The organism is Bradyrhizobium sp. AZCC 1578 (assembly GCF_036924675.1).
Lineage (GTDB): Bacteria > Pseudomonadota > Alphaproteobacteria > Rhizobiales > Xanthobacteraceae > Bradyrhizobium.
In genome coordinates this window covers 5,317,801-5,335,263 of the sequence record NZ_JAZHRZ010000001.1, presented here as the reverse complement: position 1 = coordinate 5,335,263, position 17,463 = coordinate 5,317,801, and the positions used below count along the sequence as shown (strand labels likewise).

18 protein-coding genes are annotated in these 17,463 nt (G+C 57.1%); 9 read left to right on the top strand and 9 right to left on the bottom strand.

Annotation, left to right across the window (positions count from 1 at the left end):
- Positions 1-236: 236 nt before the first annotated feature.
- Positions 237-1,196 (top strand): Wzz/FepE/Etk N-terminal domain-containing protein, encoded by a 960-nt coding sequence (locus V1290_RS25680; RefSeq protein ID WP_334366952.1) that lies wholly within the window; start codon positions 237-239, stop codon positions 1,194-1,196.
- A gap of 198 nt (positions 1,197-1,394) precedes the next feature.
- On the opposite strand, the gene galE is transcribed toward V1290_RS25680, so the two are convergent.
- The 4 genes from galE to V1290_RS25660 form a co-directional block, all read right to left on the bottom strand.
- Positions 1,395-2,375 (bottom strand): UDP-glucose 4-epimerase GalE, encoded by a 981-nt coding sequence (gene galE, locus V1290_RS25675; RefSeq protein WP_334366951.1) that lies wholly within the window; start codon positions 2,373-2,375, stop codon positions 1,395-1,397.
- Between the two features lie 113 nt (positions 2,376-2,488).
- Positions 2,489-4,003: a hypothetical protein gene (locus V1290_RS25670; protein ID WP_334366950.1), complete on the bottom strand. Its 1,515-nt coding sequence runs from the start codon at positions 4,001-4,003 to the stop codon at positions 2,489-2,491.
- Between the two features lie 464 nt (positions 4,004-4,467).
- Positions 4,468-4,809, bottom strand: coding sequence for a hypothetical protein (locus tag V1290_RS25665; protein ID WP_334366949.1), 342 nt, complete (start codon positions 4,807-4,809; stop codon positions 4,468-4,470).
- Between the two features lie 582 nt (positions 4,810-5,391).
- Complete coding sequence (locus V1290_RS25660) at positions 5,392-6,063, bottom strand: response regulator transcription factor (RefSeq protein ID WP_334366948.1); 672 nt, start codon at positions 6,061-6,063, stop codon at positions 5,392-5,394.
- A 457-nt stretch (positions 6,064-6,520) separates the two neighbouring features.
- Here V1290_RS25660 and V1290_RS25655 point away from each other — a divergent pair, with 457 nt between their 5' ends.
- The 3 genes from V1290_RS25655 (at position 6,521) to V1290_RS25645 (ending at position 8,676) form a co-directional block, all read left to right on the top strand.
- Positions 6,521-7,303, top strand: a complete 783-nt coding sequence (locus V1290_RS25655) for a response regulator transcription factor (RefSeq protein ID WP_334366947.1) — start codon at positions 6,521-6,523, stop codon at positions 7,301-7,303.
- A 431-nt stretch (positions 7,304-7,734) separates the two neighbouring features.
- The gene (locus V1290_RS25650) at positions 7,735-7,908 is read left to right on the top strand and encodes a hypothetical protein (RefSeq protein WP_334366946.1); all 174 of its coding nucleotides are present in this window, start codon (positions 7,735-7,737) and stop codon (positions 7,906-7,908) included.
- 33 nt (positions 7,909-7,941) lie between these two features.
- Positions 7,942-8,676: a hypothetical protein gene (locus tag V1290_RS25645; RefSeq protein WP_334366945.1), complete on the top strand. Its 735-nt coding sequence runs from the start codon at positions 7,942-7,944 to the stop codon at positions 8,674-8,676.
- Between the two features lie 29 nt (positions 8,677-8,705).
- Here the strand turns inward: V1290_RS25645 and V1290_RS25640 are convergent, their stop codons facing one another.
- The 3 genes from V1290_RS25640 to V1290_RS25630 all read right to left on the bottom strand — a co-directional run bounded on the left by V1290_RS25640 (position 8,706) and on the right by V1290_RS25630 (position 11,192).
- Positions 8,706-8,999 carry a hypothetical protein gene (locus V1290_RS25640; RefSeq protein ID WP_334366944.1) on the bottom strand — a complete coding sequence of 98 codons (294 nt, stop codon included), beginning with the start codon at positions 8,997-8,999 and terminating at the stop codon, positions 8,706-8,708.
- Positions 9,000-9,365: 366 nt separating this feature from the next.
- Positions 9,366-9,965, bottom strand: coding sequence for a hypothetical protein (locus V1290_RS25635; protein WP_334366943.1), 600 nt, complete (start codon positions 9,963-9,965; stop codon positions 9,366-9,368).
- 573 nt (positions 9,966-10,538) lie between these two features.
- Entirely contained in the window at positions 10,539-11,192 is a 654-nt protein-coding gene (locus tag V1290_RS25630; protein ID WP_334366942.1) for a hypothetical protein, read from the bottom strand.
- A gap of 59 nt (positions 11,193-11,251) precedes the next feature.
- Between V1290_RS25630 and V1290_RS25625 the strand changes: the two genes are divergently transcribed.
- Complete coding sequence (locus V1290_RS25625; RefSeq protein WP_334366941.1) at positions 11,252-11,602, top strand: hypothetical protein; 351 nt, start codon at positions 11,252-11,254, stop codon at positions 11,600-11,602.
- Between the two features lie 435 nt (positions 11,603-12,037).
- On the opposite strand, the gene V1290_RS25620 is transcribed toward V1290_RS25625, so the two are convergent.
- Both V1290_RS25620 and V1290_RS25615 read right to left on the bottom strand, forming a co-directional pair.
- The gene (locus V1290_RS25620; protein WP_334366940.1) at positions 12,038-12,268 is read right to left on the bottom strand and encodes a hypothetical protein; all 231 of its coding nucleotides are present in this window, start codon (positions 12,266-12,268) and stop codon (positions 12,038-12,040) included.
- A complete protein-coding gene (locus V1290_RS25615) occupies positions 12,268-12,498 on the bottom strand; it encodes a hypothetical protein (protein WP_334366939.1) in 231 nt (76 codons plus the stop codon). Before V1290_RS25615 ends, V1290_RS25620 begins: the two co-directional genes overlap by 1 nt.
- A gap of 274 nt (positions 12,499-12,772) precedes the next feature.
- On the opposite strand from V1290_RS25615, the gene V1290_RS25610 reads away from it, so the two are divergent.
- From V1290_RS25610 to V1290_RS25595, 4 genes are all read left to right on the top strand, one after another.
- The gene (locus V1290_RS25610) at positions 12,773-13,000 is read left to right on the top strand and encodes a hypothetical protein (RefSeq protein WP_334366938.1); all 228 of its coding nucleotides are present in this window, start codon (positions 12,773-12,775) and stop codon (positions 12,998-13,000) included.
- A gap of 105 nt (positions 13,001-13,105) precedes the next feature.
- Entirely contained in the window at positions 13,106-13,297 is a 192-nt protein-coding gene (locus V1290_RS25605; protein WP_334366937.1) for a hypothetical protein, read from the top strand.
- A gap of 46 nt (positions 13,298-13,343) precedes the next feature.
- Positions 13,344-13,592: a DUF3551 domain-containing protein gene (locus V1290_RS25600; RefSeq protein WP_334366936.1), complete on the top strand. Its 249-nt coding sequence runs from the start codon at positions 13,344-13,346 to the stop codon at positions 13,590-13,592.
- A 972-nt stretch (positions 13,593-14,564) separates the two neighbouring features.
- Positions 14,565-16,226 (top strand): recombinase family protein, encoded by a 1,662-nt coding sequence (locus tag V1290_RS25595; RefSeq protein WP_334366935.1) that lies wholly within the window; start codon positions 14,565-14,567, stop codon positions 16,224-16,226.
- The last annotated feature ends 1,237 nt before the right edge of the window (positions 16,227-17,463 follow it).

Here is a 17,463-nt window from a genome sequence, read left to right as displayed (position 1 = left end):
AGGTTAGCTGGAATCAAGGCGCGTGGGGCGCAGGGGCACTGGGCGCTACGGCATCCGGCATAACTCTTGCGGATTACCCCGACTGCAATCCTTTCCATCGTGCCTGATCCGGCGTTCACTCTGTTGCTGCTACGAGACGTTCACCCTGTTGCCGCTACGAGGCTTGCGATCAGCGCAGTCAGGAGCTGCCCCAACCAACCGCAAGGTCCGCAACCTTGGAGCCTGGAACGCCTAGAATGACAGCGCAGCTAAAGATTAAGAAAAATGAGGGTATCCTTGCGCAAGCCTATTACGAGGAAGTCGCACGCAAAACGCTAGGAATTCTCTGGCATCAAAAACCACTGATTATAGGAATCCTTTTGCTGGCACTTTCGGCCGCATCAATCGCGCTCGTGCTAATCGGACCACGCTATTCGAGCCAAGCCATGATCCAGCTCAACTTCATTCGTGATGAGCCAGCCACCGGCGTCAAAACCCAGTCGATCGCGACCGTGGATGCTGTCGCACTTGTAGACAGCGTAGCACGCGCCATCCGCTCGCCGACGACGGCCAGCGCCGCAGTGGCTCGGCTTGGCCTTGACAGGGATCCTGACTTCGCACGCGAGTCGACCATGTGGCGCGTGCTCTTAGGCACGCGAGCAGCGCTCGGTATGAAGGCGGCGACGCCGACGCCCCGCGATCTTGCAGCGAACCGGCTGATGCGGATGGTCACGGTGACCAACCCGCCGCGCTCCTATTTGATATCGGTGGCGGTTACCGCAAGCGATCCGGAGCAGGCCACCACCCTCGCCAACACAGTTGCCTTGGAATACCTCCGCGCTCGGATGTTGCAGCAATTATCTGATTCCCAGGCCGCCGCTGAGCGCGAACTAAACCAGCTTTCCTCGATATACGGCGTACGTCACCCGAGCTACGCTCTCGCGCGCACGAGGCTGGAAACTCTGCAGAATCGCCTGATCGCCTTGCGTAATGCACCTGACGACGATGCCGCCAGTCTCGTCACAGGACAGTCATTTGTTGCGGCCGAGAGTACCTTTATCCCTTCCGGGCCTTCTATCACTTTGATACTTGGGCTTACCGCGGGCGCGGCGCTCGGTGTCGGGATATGCCTGGCTCTGTGGCTCACGCCGCGCAAACAGACCCGGGACAAAGTCGCCATCGTGGGAGGCTGCGCTGGCCAGAATGTCCGCGTGTAGCCGTCGCAATTTCGCAGGAAAGAATTTCGGATCAGTAGTTTGGCTGAGGGATGCGATCCCAGACGCACCCAGTAAACTGGCTAGATTACCGCGCAGACGACACCGCCGCGCGCCGAGTTTTGCAAAAGAGCGGTCTGCAGCAATTTCAACCGGTAAATTAATCTAGACATTTCCACCAGACGGACGGTTAACCCGCCACTATGTAACCGCGGTCAACCTTTTTTCCCAGTTGTGGGCATGCTCAATCATTGTTGGCAAATCATTTAATTCTGGCTTCCATCCCAGTTTCATGAGCTGCTCGCTGTTTGCCACAATTGAGGCGGGATCTCCCGCCCGACGGGGCGCTTGGCGAGTTTCGAAATCAATTTCCGCGACCCTCCTTACTGTGTCAACAACCTCTCTGACCGAATACCCGCGTCCATAGCCGCAATTGAGCGTTCGGGACACACCACCTTCCCGAAGACAATCGAGCGCCGCAAGGTGCGCACGAGCCAAATCGGAAACATGCACGTAATCTCGCACGCATGTCCCGTCGGGTGTCGGGTAATCGCTGCCATAAATACTCAAGTAAGGCCGCCGGTGAAGCGCTGTCTCCAGTGCCACTTTGATTAGGTGCGTCGCACCTCGTGTCGATTGACCAAGTCGTCCGGCCGGATCGGCTCCGGTCACGTTAAAGTAACGCAGGATCACATACCGCAGATCATGTGCTGCGCCTACATCAGCCAGCATATACTCCGACATTAGCTTTGACCTTCCATAAGGCGAAAGCGGCGCTGGATCAGCTGTCTCCTTTACGGGCGCAAAACCTGGGTTGCCATAGACTGCAGCCGTTGAAGAGAAAACAAAGTGCTTTACGTTTCCCCTCACCGCAGCTTGTAGCAGAGCATGTGTTTTGACCGTATTGTTGAGATAATAGTTGAGCGGATCGGCGACTGAATCCGGAACGACTATTTTGGCGGCGAAATGTAGAATAGCCTCAATCTTATGGTTTTGTACGAGACGCAGTACAAGCTCCGTATCTCCGACGTCGCCGGCAAAGAAAGGGACGCCTGGCGGAACTGCCGTTGTGTTACCAGTCGACAGATCATCCAGCACAATCGGAATTTCACCCCGATCGAGAAAAGCGAGAACTGCATGACCGCCAATGAACCCGGCACCCCCCGTGATCATTATCGTCATTCGGCACTCCTTTCGACGAGTCACAAGCGAGCGCCAACGTAGAAAACTCTGAGCGCAATGCGCATCGCCATCTCCAACTGACTACCGTGAGGCGGTCGGCGACAAGCCGATGCCTATTTCAAAGTTTCGATCCGCGTCTTCGCATCCTCAATGCCGCCTGCCCGAGCTCGTTCATATAGTTCGCGCGCCTTCGTAGGATCCCCCGAGATTCCGCCTGCGCCCCACGATTGCAGCACGCGCGCGTCATAAGTCTCGGCCAGCATAAAGGCGGCTCGCGGGCTGCCGCGCTCAAGAGCATGTTCGAGTAACAGGCGAGCGCCGCTAATGTCAGCTTGCCGGAGCAGTGTGTCTGCCCGAGCAAGCAGCCTCTGTTCGTCCACGTGGAAGCGAGAGGAAGCGGCGTCCGCCGGCGTAGATCGCTCTGTCTCCCTGGCCACTTCCGGATCAAAATCCGATGCGGCTTCGCGAGCGGTCGACTTTGGCTCAGCGGGCGACCGTCCTGGGGTCGAAGCGGCGGCCGCCGCAGAGATCTGCTCCGCTGAGCGCCTCTTTTCCTCAGTCGTGCTCGAAGGGGGCTCGCCCATCCGCTCGGGCGAGCTATTAACGGCCGGCTCGCGTGATTGCAGGGCATGCAGAGCGTTCAAGGCGGCGATCTGCCGGTTTGCGGCTTCGAGTTCGCTCCTGACAGAGGTAAGTTCGCGCGCAAGTGCCTCTGCTCCGTCTCGCTCCCGTTTCATCGTCTGCTTTTGCTCGACCTCTGCCGCGGCGGCTGGCGTAACTTCCTGGCCTATAATCCGCGCGGCATCGAGTTCTGCCCGGACCGAGGCAAGCTCACCCTCAAGCGCGTCTGCCCTGCCGCGCTCCTGTTCGAACGCCTGCCTCTGCTTTCTCTCCGCCTCGGTGGCTCGCACGGCGTCCGAGCCTGCGATCCGCGCGGCATCGAGTTCTGCCCGGACCGAGACAAGCTCACCCTCAAGCGCGTCTGCCCTGCCGCGCTCCTGTTCGAGCGCCTGCCTCTGCTTTCTCTCCGCCTCGGTGGCTTGCAGGTCTTCAAAGCCTGCGATCCGCGCGGCATCGAGTTCTGCCCGGACCGAGACAAGCTCACCCTCAAGCGCGTCTGCCCTGCCGCGCTCCTGTTCGAGCGCCTTCCTCTGCTTTCTCTCCGCCTCGGTGGCTTTCAGGTCTTCAAAGCCTGCGATCCGCGCGGCATCGAGTTCTGCCCAGAGGGAGGCAAGTTCACGCTCAAGCGCGTCTGCCCTGCCGCGCTCGTGATCAAGCGCCTGCTTTTGCTTGATCCTTGCCGCTTCAGTCGCGGATCGCATCGCATCGAGCTCTTCTCGGAGTGACGAGGTAAGTGCACGTGCAAGGACTTCAGCACTGTCGCACTTCTGTCCATGTTCAAGCGCGTGCCTTTGCTCGCAAGCCGGGGCGCATTGCGGCGCTTGCGCGGCTTCGCCCTGCGCTGCATCTAACTGTTGAATGGGTTTGAGCCGATCTGCGAGAACATCGCTTTTCTCACGGCCCGATTTGAGATTCTGCTTGTGCCCGACGAGCGTCGTTTCAACGACCCGCGGGACCACTAAGGATTTGTCCCGCAAGGCGTTAGACCGCGCGATCTTGGGTTCCATTTCGGTTGGTGCAACGAACGAGAGGGCGCGGGTATCGCTTTCACCGCATAGCCCCTTGTCCGCCGCAGCTTCAATAAAAGCCCACAGAACACACACTGCTAAAGCAAAAGATGCGCGTGCAACGCCTCTGCTTGTTCGGCGTGAGCCCTCGAATGTTCTGAACCTAGGCAATTTGGACCTCGGCAGCCAATGGGTTGGCAAAAAAGCAATCGACGCGCCCTCCTTTGAGATGAAACGCCCCGAATGGGCTGTGGTCATGTCACCGGTGTGTTGGTCCACCAGGAAACTGGGTTTCCGTCCTTGGAGCCACCTCAATAGCCAGCCAGAGCCTGCAAGCCCATCAGTCTGAAAGACAATCGCGATAACTCAAGTTTGGTCCTAGGGCATAGTGATTTCTTATGACACAGCCTTCACCGGTCGTTTGTCGATCTCGCAGTAGAGGTAATCAAAAGGGAGTAGCAGGATCAGTCGCTGCAATTAAGTAGATGACCCGACCCGCTCACTCGCGCATCAAGTTCTGCAAAAATATCGAGCGCCTCTTGCGAATATGCCCAAGACCTCGTGCCAATTAACACGTTTGCAGGCGACAGATTCTCGGAGCCCTTTTGCAACGTCAAGGTAATGCTCTGGACGTGCTCAAGGACCAGAACGTAAGCCGCAAATTGCGCGCTATTGGCCGTCAGCACGAATTCCACGGCTCGCTTGATCAAATTGACTGGTGTCGTGAATGAATTCGTAAAGCGATGACGTTCGGATTGGTTGGCTGCGCCTAGAGCAAAAAACGATGGGAAGTCCGCGGTATTCAACGGCAGGTCGACGCCTCCCAGTACCGTCCTGCCACTTCCTCTCCTTTCTGCCGCTACACAAAGAACGCGAGGCATCCCCGGACCTGTTCGCCGAGCGAGGCCGCTGCAATGAATGCAGTGAACAAGCCGACCCGAACCGCTCCGCAAACCCGCATTGTTCAAACCTCTTCCGTAGACCAGCCCTCCCTTAGGCGTCCCCTCCTCTCACCGTTAGGGAAAACACTTGAACCGACGAGTCCCACTTTGGAGTGATCTCAGAAACCGCGCCGCATCTCGGCCTCAGTTGAAATGCCGGCCTTAGCGCAGCTGATCGGGATCCGGTCGTGACACCATGCGCAGCATGTCGTGCCCTTCCAGGTCGACACGCTCATTGCAGATTTCCCCCAGGGTTGCCACTGCTTCTGCGGCACAATCGCGAAGGCACCGCGCCGTTTCGCAAAGGGCTTCGAAACTTCCGCGAAGTTGGTCGAGGCCATCATCATGATGTTGAGCGCAATCTTGCCAGCGCTGCTCACGCCCGCGGGGTGGGATTGAGCCGTCTGCGAAAGCGTCTTAATCGCCGCGAAGCTAGGGGACCTGATCTCAAGGGGGAGTACCTGATTTCAAAGGGGGAGTATTGTCGCTTCGCGATATGGCGAGCGCCGCGAGCACTGTCCGATTGCTGATTTCAAGCTTCTGAAAAATGTGATGGAGATGAACTTTGATAGTGCCGTCGGCAATGTTCAGGCGGCGCCCGATTTCCTTGTTCGACAATCCTTCGGACACCAACCGCATAATCTGGCGTTCGCGTTCTGTCAGCATAGCCAGCGCGTTTTCCGTAATCGCGATATTTCTTTGTTCTTCAGAAGCAGCCTGACTACAGGAGGGAAGCGGCAACAGCCTTCGGCCAGCCGCGACCTGCCGCAAGGACTGCACGAGAATTTCAGGCGCCACATCCTTCAGAATGACGCCGTAGGCGCCGGCCGCGGCTGACAAAACGAATTTGCGGTCGTCGACAGATGCGGTGAAAAAGATCACCCGCGTGGAAAGCCCCTCTGAGTTAGCGATGGTGAGGATCTCCAGCCCAGTCAAGTCAGGCATTGAGATGTCGAGAAGGGCGATGTCCGGAACCAAATTGCGAATCGCTTCCAAGCAGCTTTTTCCATCACTGCAACACGCAACAACTTCAAAGCCACTTTGCCCGCGGAGTACGCTCATCAAACCTTGAATGACCACTGGATGGCGATCGGCGAGCACCACACGCGTGCACTGCATGGCTGCTCCTTAGCCTTGCCTTTGAGCCATTTAACGCCGGGCATCCGCGCATGTTTCCTGGAGCCGTCCTTTTTTGAAACATGCGCAGCATTGAATTTGCCGCGGCGCAATGCACATCACAGCGCATAGTATTTTGTCACGAGAGACCCGAGGCTGCTTGGCTGTCGCTTGCGACAACCACAACATCCATCACCACCTGCTCCTCCCGCCTATAACCAAAGATATATATTGATATCGGGAATTCACCTCTAGTATTCATAAAAGGTTCACTAAACCTGAAGCTGGGAGCTCTTGAAATCTAACTGACACAACCTGCAACGGTCACAGACGTTCGACACCAGGATTTCCAACTGGGAGAGACACCTCGCCCGGTGACAAAAAAATGAATGAGAGGGTCCAGCTCGAGACCCCCAGATGTACGCTTTATTTTTTGAAAAAAGGGTGGGGGAGGATTGCCATGCGGAGCCGCCGCCAATCTTTTGCAGCCATTCTTGTTGGAAAAAGCATATTATTCAGAGAAGGACTTGCTAGTATCCTGCGCTCCGTCAATTTCCGTATCATAGCCTCGGCATTATGCGCCGATGATTTGCCCGCAACCAAACTCCCACCACACCAGCTGTTGTTTCTCATTGTCCATACAGGAGATAACTTTGACTCCGCCGTTGAACAAATCGAACTTTTCAAAAATCAGTACCCGAGCGGGCGAATTGCGATCGTGGCCGATCAATATGGGGTAGGCGAGGTGGCTTCAGCATTTCGGGCAGGTGCTAACGGCTATTTCGTCGATGTGATGACGTGCGATGTTTTCATCAAATCCCTTGAACTGGTGATGATGGGTGAAAAAATCTTTCCGCCCGCATTTCTGTCTTTCGTCCTCGATCCCGAGGGGGAACACTTGAGCGGGACGGCATCGAGCGACGAACGCAACGATCAGGCGATGCTCCTCGCAGCAGCGGATAGGATCGAGCCGCACCTTTCCCAGCGCGAGAAATCGATCCTTCGCTGCCTGGTCGAAGGCCACTCCAACAAATGCATCGCGCGAAAAATGGATATTACAGAGGCCACCGTTAAGGTCCACGTCAAAGCGATCCTTCGCAAGATCCGGGTCCAGAACCGGACACAAGCGGCAATCTGGGGTATGAATAACGCGTTTCTGACACAATCGACAAGCAACAACTCACCTGCCCTCGATCGCCGATGGGAGCCGATGACTTCTCAAGCCCGCCAGGCTGATCACTGAAATCGAGCGGGTCGGGGCATCGACACCGCTAACGCGGTGAACCACGAAAGAAATCGAAACAAATCACGGTAAGGCGCCAACTTGCTGGAGAAACAGCACCTACACTTTGGAGGGGCACGGAGGCGACCACAGTATGCATGAGAGCCGTGACGCCGGCTACTCGTCTGATCAGGACACTCACCAAAGCGATCTAGGACGTTCCCGTTAGGAACGACTGAGCGGCTCTCGCAGAGCGGAAGCCCTCGCGGCTCTCTTGGGTTGTTGAGCCCGGAGGACGACCCTCGCATCATCCGTGCTCGTCCCTTGACAGCGGGCGCACTGACTGGGGCTGCCGTTGCCGGCGGGATCCCGGAAATCGCTTCTGCAAAGGTTGTGTGTACCGAAAACCCCATCCGAGTTGATGACGTGATAGAAACGCCTAAGCTGGTGGAATGATCGGGCTGCTGTGTTTCGTGCTAGCCGTCCTGGCCTCGCCCTTCAAGTCGAAGTTGCGGCTGGAAGCGGAGAACGCGGCGCTTCGACATCAGTTGATTGTCTTGCGGCGCAGGCTGCATGGTCGCGCCAGGCTGACGAACCAGGATCGCTGGTTCTTGATCCAGCTGTAGCGGTGGTTTCCCTCAATCCTGCAGGTCCTCACGATGATCCGGCCCGAGACGCTCGTGCGTTGGCACAGGGCCGGCTTTCGCGGCTACTGGCGTTGGAAGTCGCGCCCACAGGGAGGGCGACCGCAGATCGACATGGAGCTGCGCGGATTGATCCGGCGGATGAGCGTCGACAATCCGCTTTGGGGCGCGCCACGCATCCACGGCGAACTGCTCAAGCTCGGCTTTAGCGTCGCTCAGTCGAGCGTTGCCAAGTACATGGTCAAGCGACGCGGGCCGCCAAGCCAGGAATGGCGAACCTTCTTGCGCAACCACATGCCGGACATCGCCGCCATGGACCTCTTCGTCGTTCCAACGATCGGTTTCGAGCTGCTCTATGGCTTCGTCATCCTCCGGCTCGATCGCAGAGCGCTCGTCTGGATCAACGTCACAACAAACCCGACAGCTGAATGGATTGCACGCCAGCTAACCGAGGCTTTTCCCTGGGACGAGACTCCGCGCTACCTGATCCGCGACCGGGATCGGATCTATGGCACCGTCGTCACACGTCGACTGCGGGCCATGGGCATCCGGGACAAACCGACCGCATCGGCCTCGCCATGGCAGAACGGCTGTGCCGAACGAATCATTGGATCAATCCGGCGAGAATGTGTGGACCACGTCATTGTCTTGGGCGAGGCGCATCTGCGCCGAATTCTGCAATCGTATGCCCGCCGGCGAATTACGGGGAAAGGAACGATTTCAGCCATTGCTCGACCCTCCTGCTGCTAGGTGGGTAGCGGCCGTCCCCGTCGCCGCGATTAAACGGCCGGAAACCCCGGCTTTGTCGCGGCGGAAACTGAAGCGAGCGACAGCGGCGCGGCGCCAGTTGGTAGTGCCGGCTCTGTCTCGGCAAGCTTCATGTTGGCCGCCTCGGGAACATACGACATGGTCCTCACCAGCATCTTTAGCTCGTAGACCTCGGATGCAAGCGCGTCTGTTCGGTGTTGCATGAGCCTGAGTTGTCGGTACTGGAGGGCTGCGAGCACGAATGTGCTGGCAAGTAGAATGTACGCAATGGCATCATCAAATAACCAAAGGAAACCCTGCAACATGACGCGGCTCCCAATGTGCTTAAAAAGCTAAAATTAGCCGCCTGATTTTCACCGGTCCACCATCGCCAGATTGTTTGCCATGATCGATGCACCGGAGCGATCGAAGCCCGTAGGCAGCTGCTCCGCGTTAGCGAGGACGTTGCCCTCCCATCAAAACCAAAGAAGCCCGCCGGGTTGAGTCGGCGGGCCTCCTACGCGGTTACTCCCCGCGGGAGGCCTTGGGGGCTAGGCACCGGGCCGGCGGGGCCGACGTTTCATCACCAATAGCCATTGACCCGGCTAAAGCCGCAGTGCGCCAATGCCTGCGGCTGTTGCTTTAGCCAGAGAGTTGGCTTTCCTCGTTCTCCAAGGAAATCAAAAAGGAAATCAAACGCCGCCGCCCTGACGGCTGGCGGCGTATTTTTCGATCTCTGCATTCCAATGAAGGGCGACGTTCTTCGCTCCCGCAAACTGATTGTTGATCAGAAACGTGCCCACGTCCCGGAGGTAACCGGCAAAGTGCTCGCCATCGTCGCTTAGCTGCATGACCTCTGGCGGTGGAGCGGGTAGCCCAGCGCCATGTGCCCGATTTAGTAAGGCTTGCAGGTCCGGCATGCGGTCACTTATGCAGGTTGGCCACCGTTGGTTAATCTGGCCAGCGCGCTCAACAATGAAGTCTGAAAATTCCCTCAGATCGTATCCCAGCAGTGCAAGCTCCGCTTCTCTTTCGGCGCTTCTGCTGCGAAATAACGCATCAACCCACAAGCCGATCGCCAATCCGATCAGGAAAGTCAAAGCTGGATAAAAGAACCATTGTTCCGTGACTGCAGCAGCCTTGGCGAGCGCCCACTGGAAACCGTTTGAGGGGTCGTCGAGATACCCAATTCGGTCTCCCCATTTTTCAATGGCTTTGGCAATCAATATACCGGCGCCGAGGGACCCGAGGATCCATAGGCTTGCCTTCCTTGCCGCAGATCGCCAATTCATGGGACACTCCGCTGCACCGAAGTTAGCTGAACGTCGATAAGTGGCAAGTCAGCCTGAACTGGCGGGCCTTGGTGCGCTCGAAGTCGCTGTTCGCCCAAAAGTGCCGTCGCCGTTGGCGGCCATGAATTCGGCCCGGCCATGAGGCCGGGCGGAACGCATGGCGGCCGAATCAGGCGCGGGCGGAAGTAGCGGAGATTGGTTTGAAACCCTGCTCCCGGCGGGACCTGACGCCGGCTGGTCGAACGAATACGATCCGCCGCCTGCTGATTTGCTCACGAAATCACCTTTCCAGGGGGCAGCCGTCCACGGGCACCGGAACGTTTTGCCCCACTAGCGAGTCATAGAGGGCGATCGATCCCGGTTTTGCTGTTGGATCGAACATGGAAAAAGGGGCCGCCTATGCGATCTCGGCCATCATCGTCGGCTTCGGTCTTTGGATCCTTATTGCCGGCCTAAGCTCCAGTGCACCCGCATTATGGATTTGCGCTGGTCTCATCCCCATAGTGATCGGGCTCATCAGCGCTTTCGGCCCTACTTAAAATCCCCCGCCCCTCTGGGGTGCCTCTGCGCGTTCTAGTCCCAAAGACCGCGGCTGACCGTGTCGCCCCGGGTCGCGGTCCCGTCCTCGAACAGGACCTCATCCAGCGATTCAAGAGGACTGTTGCCGAACTTGCGATATTTAGTTGGGAACGCGAGGTTCTGGGCTCTGATGTAGTAGTAGATCTTTGCGCTGATCTGGTTGCGATCAAGTCTTCCTTCGAGGAGGGATACGATCACGTCGTTGACTACGACGTCCCTGTCCGGAAAATTTTCAGGCACCATCGCCTGGATGATTTGATAGTCGGCCTGATCCCAGTCGTACCTGAAAGTCCCGGCTGCCACTGCTAGCACAGGATTGTTGGCTCTTCCGATCCTCTTTTCAATCGCGGCCAGCACGAACCCGTTGAACTCTGGGTTCTCACGTCGAAAGCGGTAAAACGCCACAGGGTTGACGAGTATCAAAGATGGATTTCGAGGACCTCCGCCCATCGGCATGCCGTGAATGATCTGATTAACTGTCACCCCGTTCCGCAGCGCGCTCGAAGCTTTTGCTATGTCTCCCGGTCTGAGGACGCCAGCTCTGGCATTACGAAGTTTGTCACACTTTCGGCAACGCCTGCACTCGTACCCGTACCTGAAATAGACGCGCCCGCGGTCCAGCGAGTGGCCGTATTTGCAGAGCCTCATGTATAATTTCGGAGACTTCATTGCGTCCGCGGCCTTCGCATTCGCAATAGCAAGCTGGTATGGGCGCGGTCCTCTTCATCGCAATTCCGGCGCTGATCCAATGGGCTAAAGACCGCGCAAACGTCGTGAACGTCCGCGCGGATTGTTTCGTGGACTTCCTCCCGACGAAGCTGCCTCCCGGAGGGCGCGTCACCGTGGTTCAATTGTCGTCAGCCCCCGAAACTCCGCACCAAGCCGGCCAATCAACAATCAAGTACGGTGATGCCGGAATGATGACCGGATGGCCGCAGGGATCTCATGCCTACAAATGTGAGATCAGAAATCTCAGTTCGCCTTCACTCTTTGACGTGGCGATTACACTTGCCGTCGACTTTCATGGGGTGGTTAAATCTGATCCAAAACTCCACTAAGTCCCCTTTTGCTACGATTTCTGGGATCAGCGCCTCGTTCATGCATCAGAAGGACACGGATCCTCGACTGGTGATTAATCGCAATTTGCTAGACAGTCCCAAGTTTAGCCCGAACGGCATGTAGCGAGATCCTGGGGCGTGGCCTCGTCCACCTCCCCGCTTGGACTTTGACCAACCCGAGTAGCCCGCCCTTCCCTGCCCCGAACACGAGCGCCCCGGCGCCGGCACATCGATGCCGTCCAGGATCGCCAGCGAGGGCACGGGGAACGGATTTAACGCAATCCCGCCTCCTATGCGTCGGCGCACTAGGCGGCCCGGCGCGCGACGATTCCGGACGACGGACGCCGGGCCCCTCGCCACTGCGGCCACCCCGAAATGGCGAACTCGGGCTGGGTCCGATTCTTGGCGAAAATGGGCGCGTCGTTCTGGAGCAGGTTACGGCGCGTCACCGGCTTTCCTAGGCCCGCCGATGCTGTAGGGCTTGTTGAGGAAGTAGTCGCGGTTGCCTAATGCCTTCTCCGCGTACTGATCGATCGCGACCGTGATCGCCTGGACGTGCTGATAACAGTAGCCTTCACGCGCAGCCCGCTGGCGCACTTCAGCAAGCGCCCTGATCCATGGCGAGTTGTCCGCCTTCTCGTCGTACCATTTGAGCCGCTCTGGCATCACCAGCTCCGGCCACCGAGCACGCGACCTATCGTCGGTCCGCCCTGCTCCTTCCTGAGCCGGTCCCGCTCTGCGCAAAGACCTTCAATCTTCGCCAGCATCCTGCCGAGCAAGAGCTCAGCCGCCGCTGTGGCGATGCCGGCGCGCTGAAGCTGCAGGATCTCCCTGCGCTGCCTTCCGACCTGGACGCGCATGTGCTCGATTTCGGAACGCACGTGCCGTAGTCCCATAGCGCTTCCTCAAATCTCTCTCTGGATTTTTCGAATAAGCCCCTCGGCCCGGCGCCTGAGCTGGTCGTAAAGGCGAAGCCGCCTGAACAGGGTCTCGATTTCACGATCGGTCGTCATTTGGCGATAGTACAAAACAAGAACAAGATGACAAGCCGCTACCGATAGTCTTGGACAAGATGGAACACCCAAGATCATTGCCCGAGTAGATTTATTGCCTTGGTCCGCCTCGTTTGAGGATCCAATACCGCTTCCCGATGGTCGGCGGCTCCTCACGTTGAAGGATGCCGCTACCTACATCATGGATCTGCCGAAGGCCGAGCACTCAGCGCCGGAATGGCAGGCGGCGATGGAGGCGCTAATCTTGGTTGCGGAGAGCGGCGGGCCGACGATGCTGGCCCGTATCGGCGTCATGCGGGCGTTAAATCGTCACGTCGAGCGGGTCTTCAACGCCGATCGCAAAAGTCATCACTGGGGCAGGCGCAAACTGAAGAGAGACCAATGACCGTCTTTGTCTACATCGACACCAGCAAGCAGGTTGGCGATCCCGAGCACATCAAGGTGTTCGCCACAGGCTGCTGCTTTCCAATTCCAACTAGCGGAGAGCGAAATGGCTGAAAGGATCGATGTTGAGGTTATCGGCAAATCGCAATTTGAAGTCGCCCACGAAATGGCGAGGTTCATTCTCATCAATATGGAAGGGCGTCAGGTGAAAAGCATAAAGCGGCATGAGTTCTTGCATTTGGTAGCTGATTGCATCGAGGCCTTGCGGGGCATCAAGGTCAAGGAGATTATCAGCTAAAGAGTGAGGCTGGCACTCCTTGGGCTGAATGCAGAAGGAGGCTCTGATGCGCATTCTGGCCTTGGCGATTTTGACGATCGGGATGGTCTCTCCGGCGACTGCCCAGATGTACGATCCGGCTTATCCGGTTTGCCTGCGCCTGTACGACCGGACCATCTATTACGAATGCAGCTACACGTCGCTGCCCCAATGCAACGCGTCGGCATCGGGCCGATCGGCACAGTGCGTCATCAATCCATATTTCGCGAGTTCGCAAGAGCCCGCGGGCTATCGGCGGCATCGCCGGGTCTACTAAAGTGAACCGCATTGGCCGTAGGACCGCTTACGCCATGCTGGTGATACTGGTGCTGGCTATTGTCTGGCAGGTGCTCGGGTCGCTGTAGCGGCCCCGGCAATACGCAACGCACCGGGGCCGCCAGCGCTTGGAGAAACCCCCGGCTTGGGGAAGTAGCCGGGGGTGAGCAGACTAGACCTCAATCGGACCTATCGTCTGTACGGCCGCTGACAAAGGGCAGGCCGCGCGAACCACCTGCCTGTGCCGCGAATGAAAGAAGCTGCCCTGAGCTAGCGGCCTCTTCGCAAAGGCTCTGCCCACAAATTGAAGCGCCCGTAAGACTCCGGATGTGGCTCTCAAATTAGACGAATCCTGTTGAAGCCGCCGTCCCCCCTCTTCACAATGAAGTATGAGTAATAGTTAGTGAGGGTTTCTTTAAAATGCCTTCTCTTCAGCAACGTATTGACGACTACTCTACCCTGTCCGCAAATCTTCTGACTGAACTCCGCGATTTGGAATTATTGCGCGAGTTGGTCCGGCAAGCGCATGTAGCGGCTGCGGTCCGTCGTCGAAGGTCCATGAAGGAAGCCCGCCAGCGTGAACCGGCGGGCCTTCAACAGCATCACGAAGACGCCTTCTCCGCTATGCGTTGAATGTCGTTGAAGATCGATCTTTCCGAAGCCATCCGCCGGTTTGTAGAGCTGGGGCTAAAGGCTAAGTCCAAAGGCTGACTCCACCTGTGCACTTTGGGGGTATGCCCCTTGCCCTCCACCGCTAGTTGCGGTTGGATGCTCCGGGCTGGGGAGAAAACGATGATCAGAACAATCTTATGTTTCTTGGGATGGCACTCGCCGACTAAAGACGGTGGGTCATGCAAGGTTTGCCGCTGCTACATCACAAAAGTCTCATGATGTAATTTCAGCGGACAGAGTCATGTGAGGAATCGATCTCGGGATACCGCGGCAGCTTCGCTGCTGCGGCATTGGAGCATTGATGCATATGGTCAATGCGCTCGTCATCCGCCGAAATACGCAACTGGCAAAGACCCAGAAGGCTCTTCGCGCGGCACAGTACGTTCGAATGTCGACTGATCTTCAGCGGTATTCGATCCAGAATCAGGCTGCCGCCATCGCGGCATACGCTCAGCAACGCAACCTCACCATCGTTCGGACGTACGTCGACGAAGGACGCAGCGGAGTGAGGATCAACGGGCGGGCGGGCCTGATCGAATTGATCGAAGATGTTCAATCAGGAAACGCGGACTTCGATCACGTGCTGGTTTACGACGTCAGCCGGTGGGGACGCTTCCAGGACGTCGATGAGAGCGCGCATTACGAGTTTGTCTGCAAGCGAAGCGGCGTCAAGGTTGCCTATTGCGCTGAACAGTTCGACAACGATGGAAGTCTCCTGTCGAGTATCGTCAAGAACATCAAACGTGTCATGGCGGCTGAGTATAGCCGAGAGCTTGGCGTCAAGGTGCACGCCGGTCACTGCCGGATAGCGGGCCTCGGCTATCGCGTTGGTGGCCCGCTCACGTTCGGACTCTACAGGGAGATGGTGGATGAGAAGCAGCGTTCGAAAGGCAGGCTGGCGAAGGGGGAATGCAAGGCCCTGAAAACGGACCGTGTGCGGCTCCGGCCAGGGTCTGAAGAAGAAGTCGCGGTCGTCAGATGGATATTTCAGCAATTCGTTGTCGAGCGAAAAACGAACATTGACATTGCAAGAAAGCTCAATCGAGCGAACATCGCCAATCAGCATGGCCGTCCTTGGACCGACATCATGGTCCATGCCATTCTCAAGAACGAGAACTATGTTGGCAATCTCGTCTACAACCGCACGTCTCGCCGTCTTGGGCAGAAGCTTACAAGAAATCCTCATCACATTTGGATTCGGAACACAGCGGCGGTGGAACCGATAGTTGACCGAAACCTCTTCGCACGTGCCCAGAAAATTATGGCCGAGCGGTACGTTGTTCTCTCCGAGGACGATATGTTGCGGCGGCTACGGCTCACGCTTGCTCGCAAGGGAAAGCTCAGCGACGGCATCATCCGCAATACGGCCGGACTTCCCTCTACCCAAAGTTACGTGAAGCACTTTGGCTCGATAAGAAAAGCCTATGCGCTCATTGGCTACAAAGCCTCACGCGACTGCGCTTGGTATGATGCGCGACAACATTGGTCCGATGTTCTCTCAAGCCTTGCAGCGCGGGTTGCTGAAGAATTGAGAAGCGATCTTGGCATTCAGGTGGACATAACAGATGGCCCAAGTCTGTCACTGAGCCGACGACGAAAGATCCGATTTCAGGTCGTTCGCCAGTTGGCCAAGAGGGGCGCAAAGCATGCCGCGCAATGGCGAGTCCACCGGCCGAAGCCCGATGACGAAATGCTCGTTATCCCGCGATTAAATGCCCCCAATGTGGAGATTCAAGACTATGTGCTCGTGGCCGCGTCGGGCTGTCCGAGGTATCTAACGCTTTCCGACAGCTCTTTGGCCCGCCACAGGGCGGTTCGCGTTGAGACGGTGGACGAGCTGATTGCAGAGATCAAAGCGAGGTTCATATTGGCCAACCACGTCGCGCCAACCAAGCCAACGCTAAAGAACAAACGAAGGAAGCGAGACCGGCCCAAAACAAGGAACGGCCGCGCGCGGCGCTGACAGATCGCAGATAGAGATAAGCGCCGATCAGCCTGCCGTAATTTCTTCTGAAATCGCCGTTGAGCTTCGAGATCTCTATAAGCTCGGAAGATTGATCGGACATAAAGAAGCCTCCTGAAAATCAGCAGGCTCCCTATAAACAACTGATTTGCCCGACAAGTCAATTGTCATTTCTGATTTTCAGAAGCCGAAAAGCTTCTGGCGTGCAGCACTTCTCAAGTTGCGACACTCTGTTTAGGCCCGACATTCAAGGGCAGCTTGATGGTTTTGGCTTGCTGGCTGCCATCACGCTTGTATTCTGTTTGTTTCAATCCGCGCGTATGGCATTGCCAACGGGAATCGCGCTTTCGACTCCGAACGATGGTGGTTCCCGATCTACAAAGCCTTCGCGATGTAGGCTGCCGCGCGTGCCGATCTCATAGCCGCGCGGGAGGCAGAGGACCATGAGATCGCGGCGGCCGTTCAGGGAGAAGCCGTCGGCTGCCAACTAAGCGATACGCGTAGACGCTCATGTCTTGTCCCGCGAAGAGGCCGGATTTCACCATAATTCGCACGTAGTAGAAATTTTTATCAATATTCGGTATCGATCCGGTTTCGCTGCATTTCCCTGCATCGGTCGCGATCTGAAACGAACCGTTGGACTGGACTGCGCACTTTGATGTTTCAGCTCCTGTTTCCTTCGATACTTCGATGAACTCAGCTGTCGCAATCCCCCTGAAAAATTGATCCAGACGCGCCGCCGCCTGTGTGTCTCGGGCTTCCGTAGGTTCGGGGGTCCCGCCGCCCTTATAGCTTATTTCGATATGGGTAACGGGACGACCTATCGAGGTGGGCCCCCCGCAATAGAGCGTGACAGTATTGCCAACCGTGGCGGTAACAGCACCAGCGGTGACAAGAAGACCTGACGCGCTCACTGGTACGCAGCCTACAGCGCTTGTAGACCAGAGTGAATAGGCGTGCGCATAGGGATGAAAGCACATGCACGTTGCAGCAATGACAGCCACTCCCATCAAACGCCTCGACTGCATAATCCCCACCCTTGAGAACAAAGCCATAAGGCTCGTTAGGGATACTATCCGTGTCATGAGGACCTCCCGGTTGATCATCTCACCAGCGTCCTTTGTAAGTCACTCCTCGAATGAAGACGGTGAACAAGGTCCACTCATCAAAAAAGAGCCCCGCCTAAAACTATGGAACACGACAAGATCATTTGTTTAGATATCGAGACTGTCCCGGA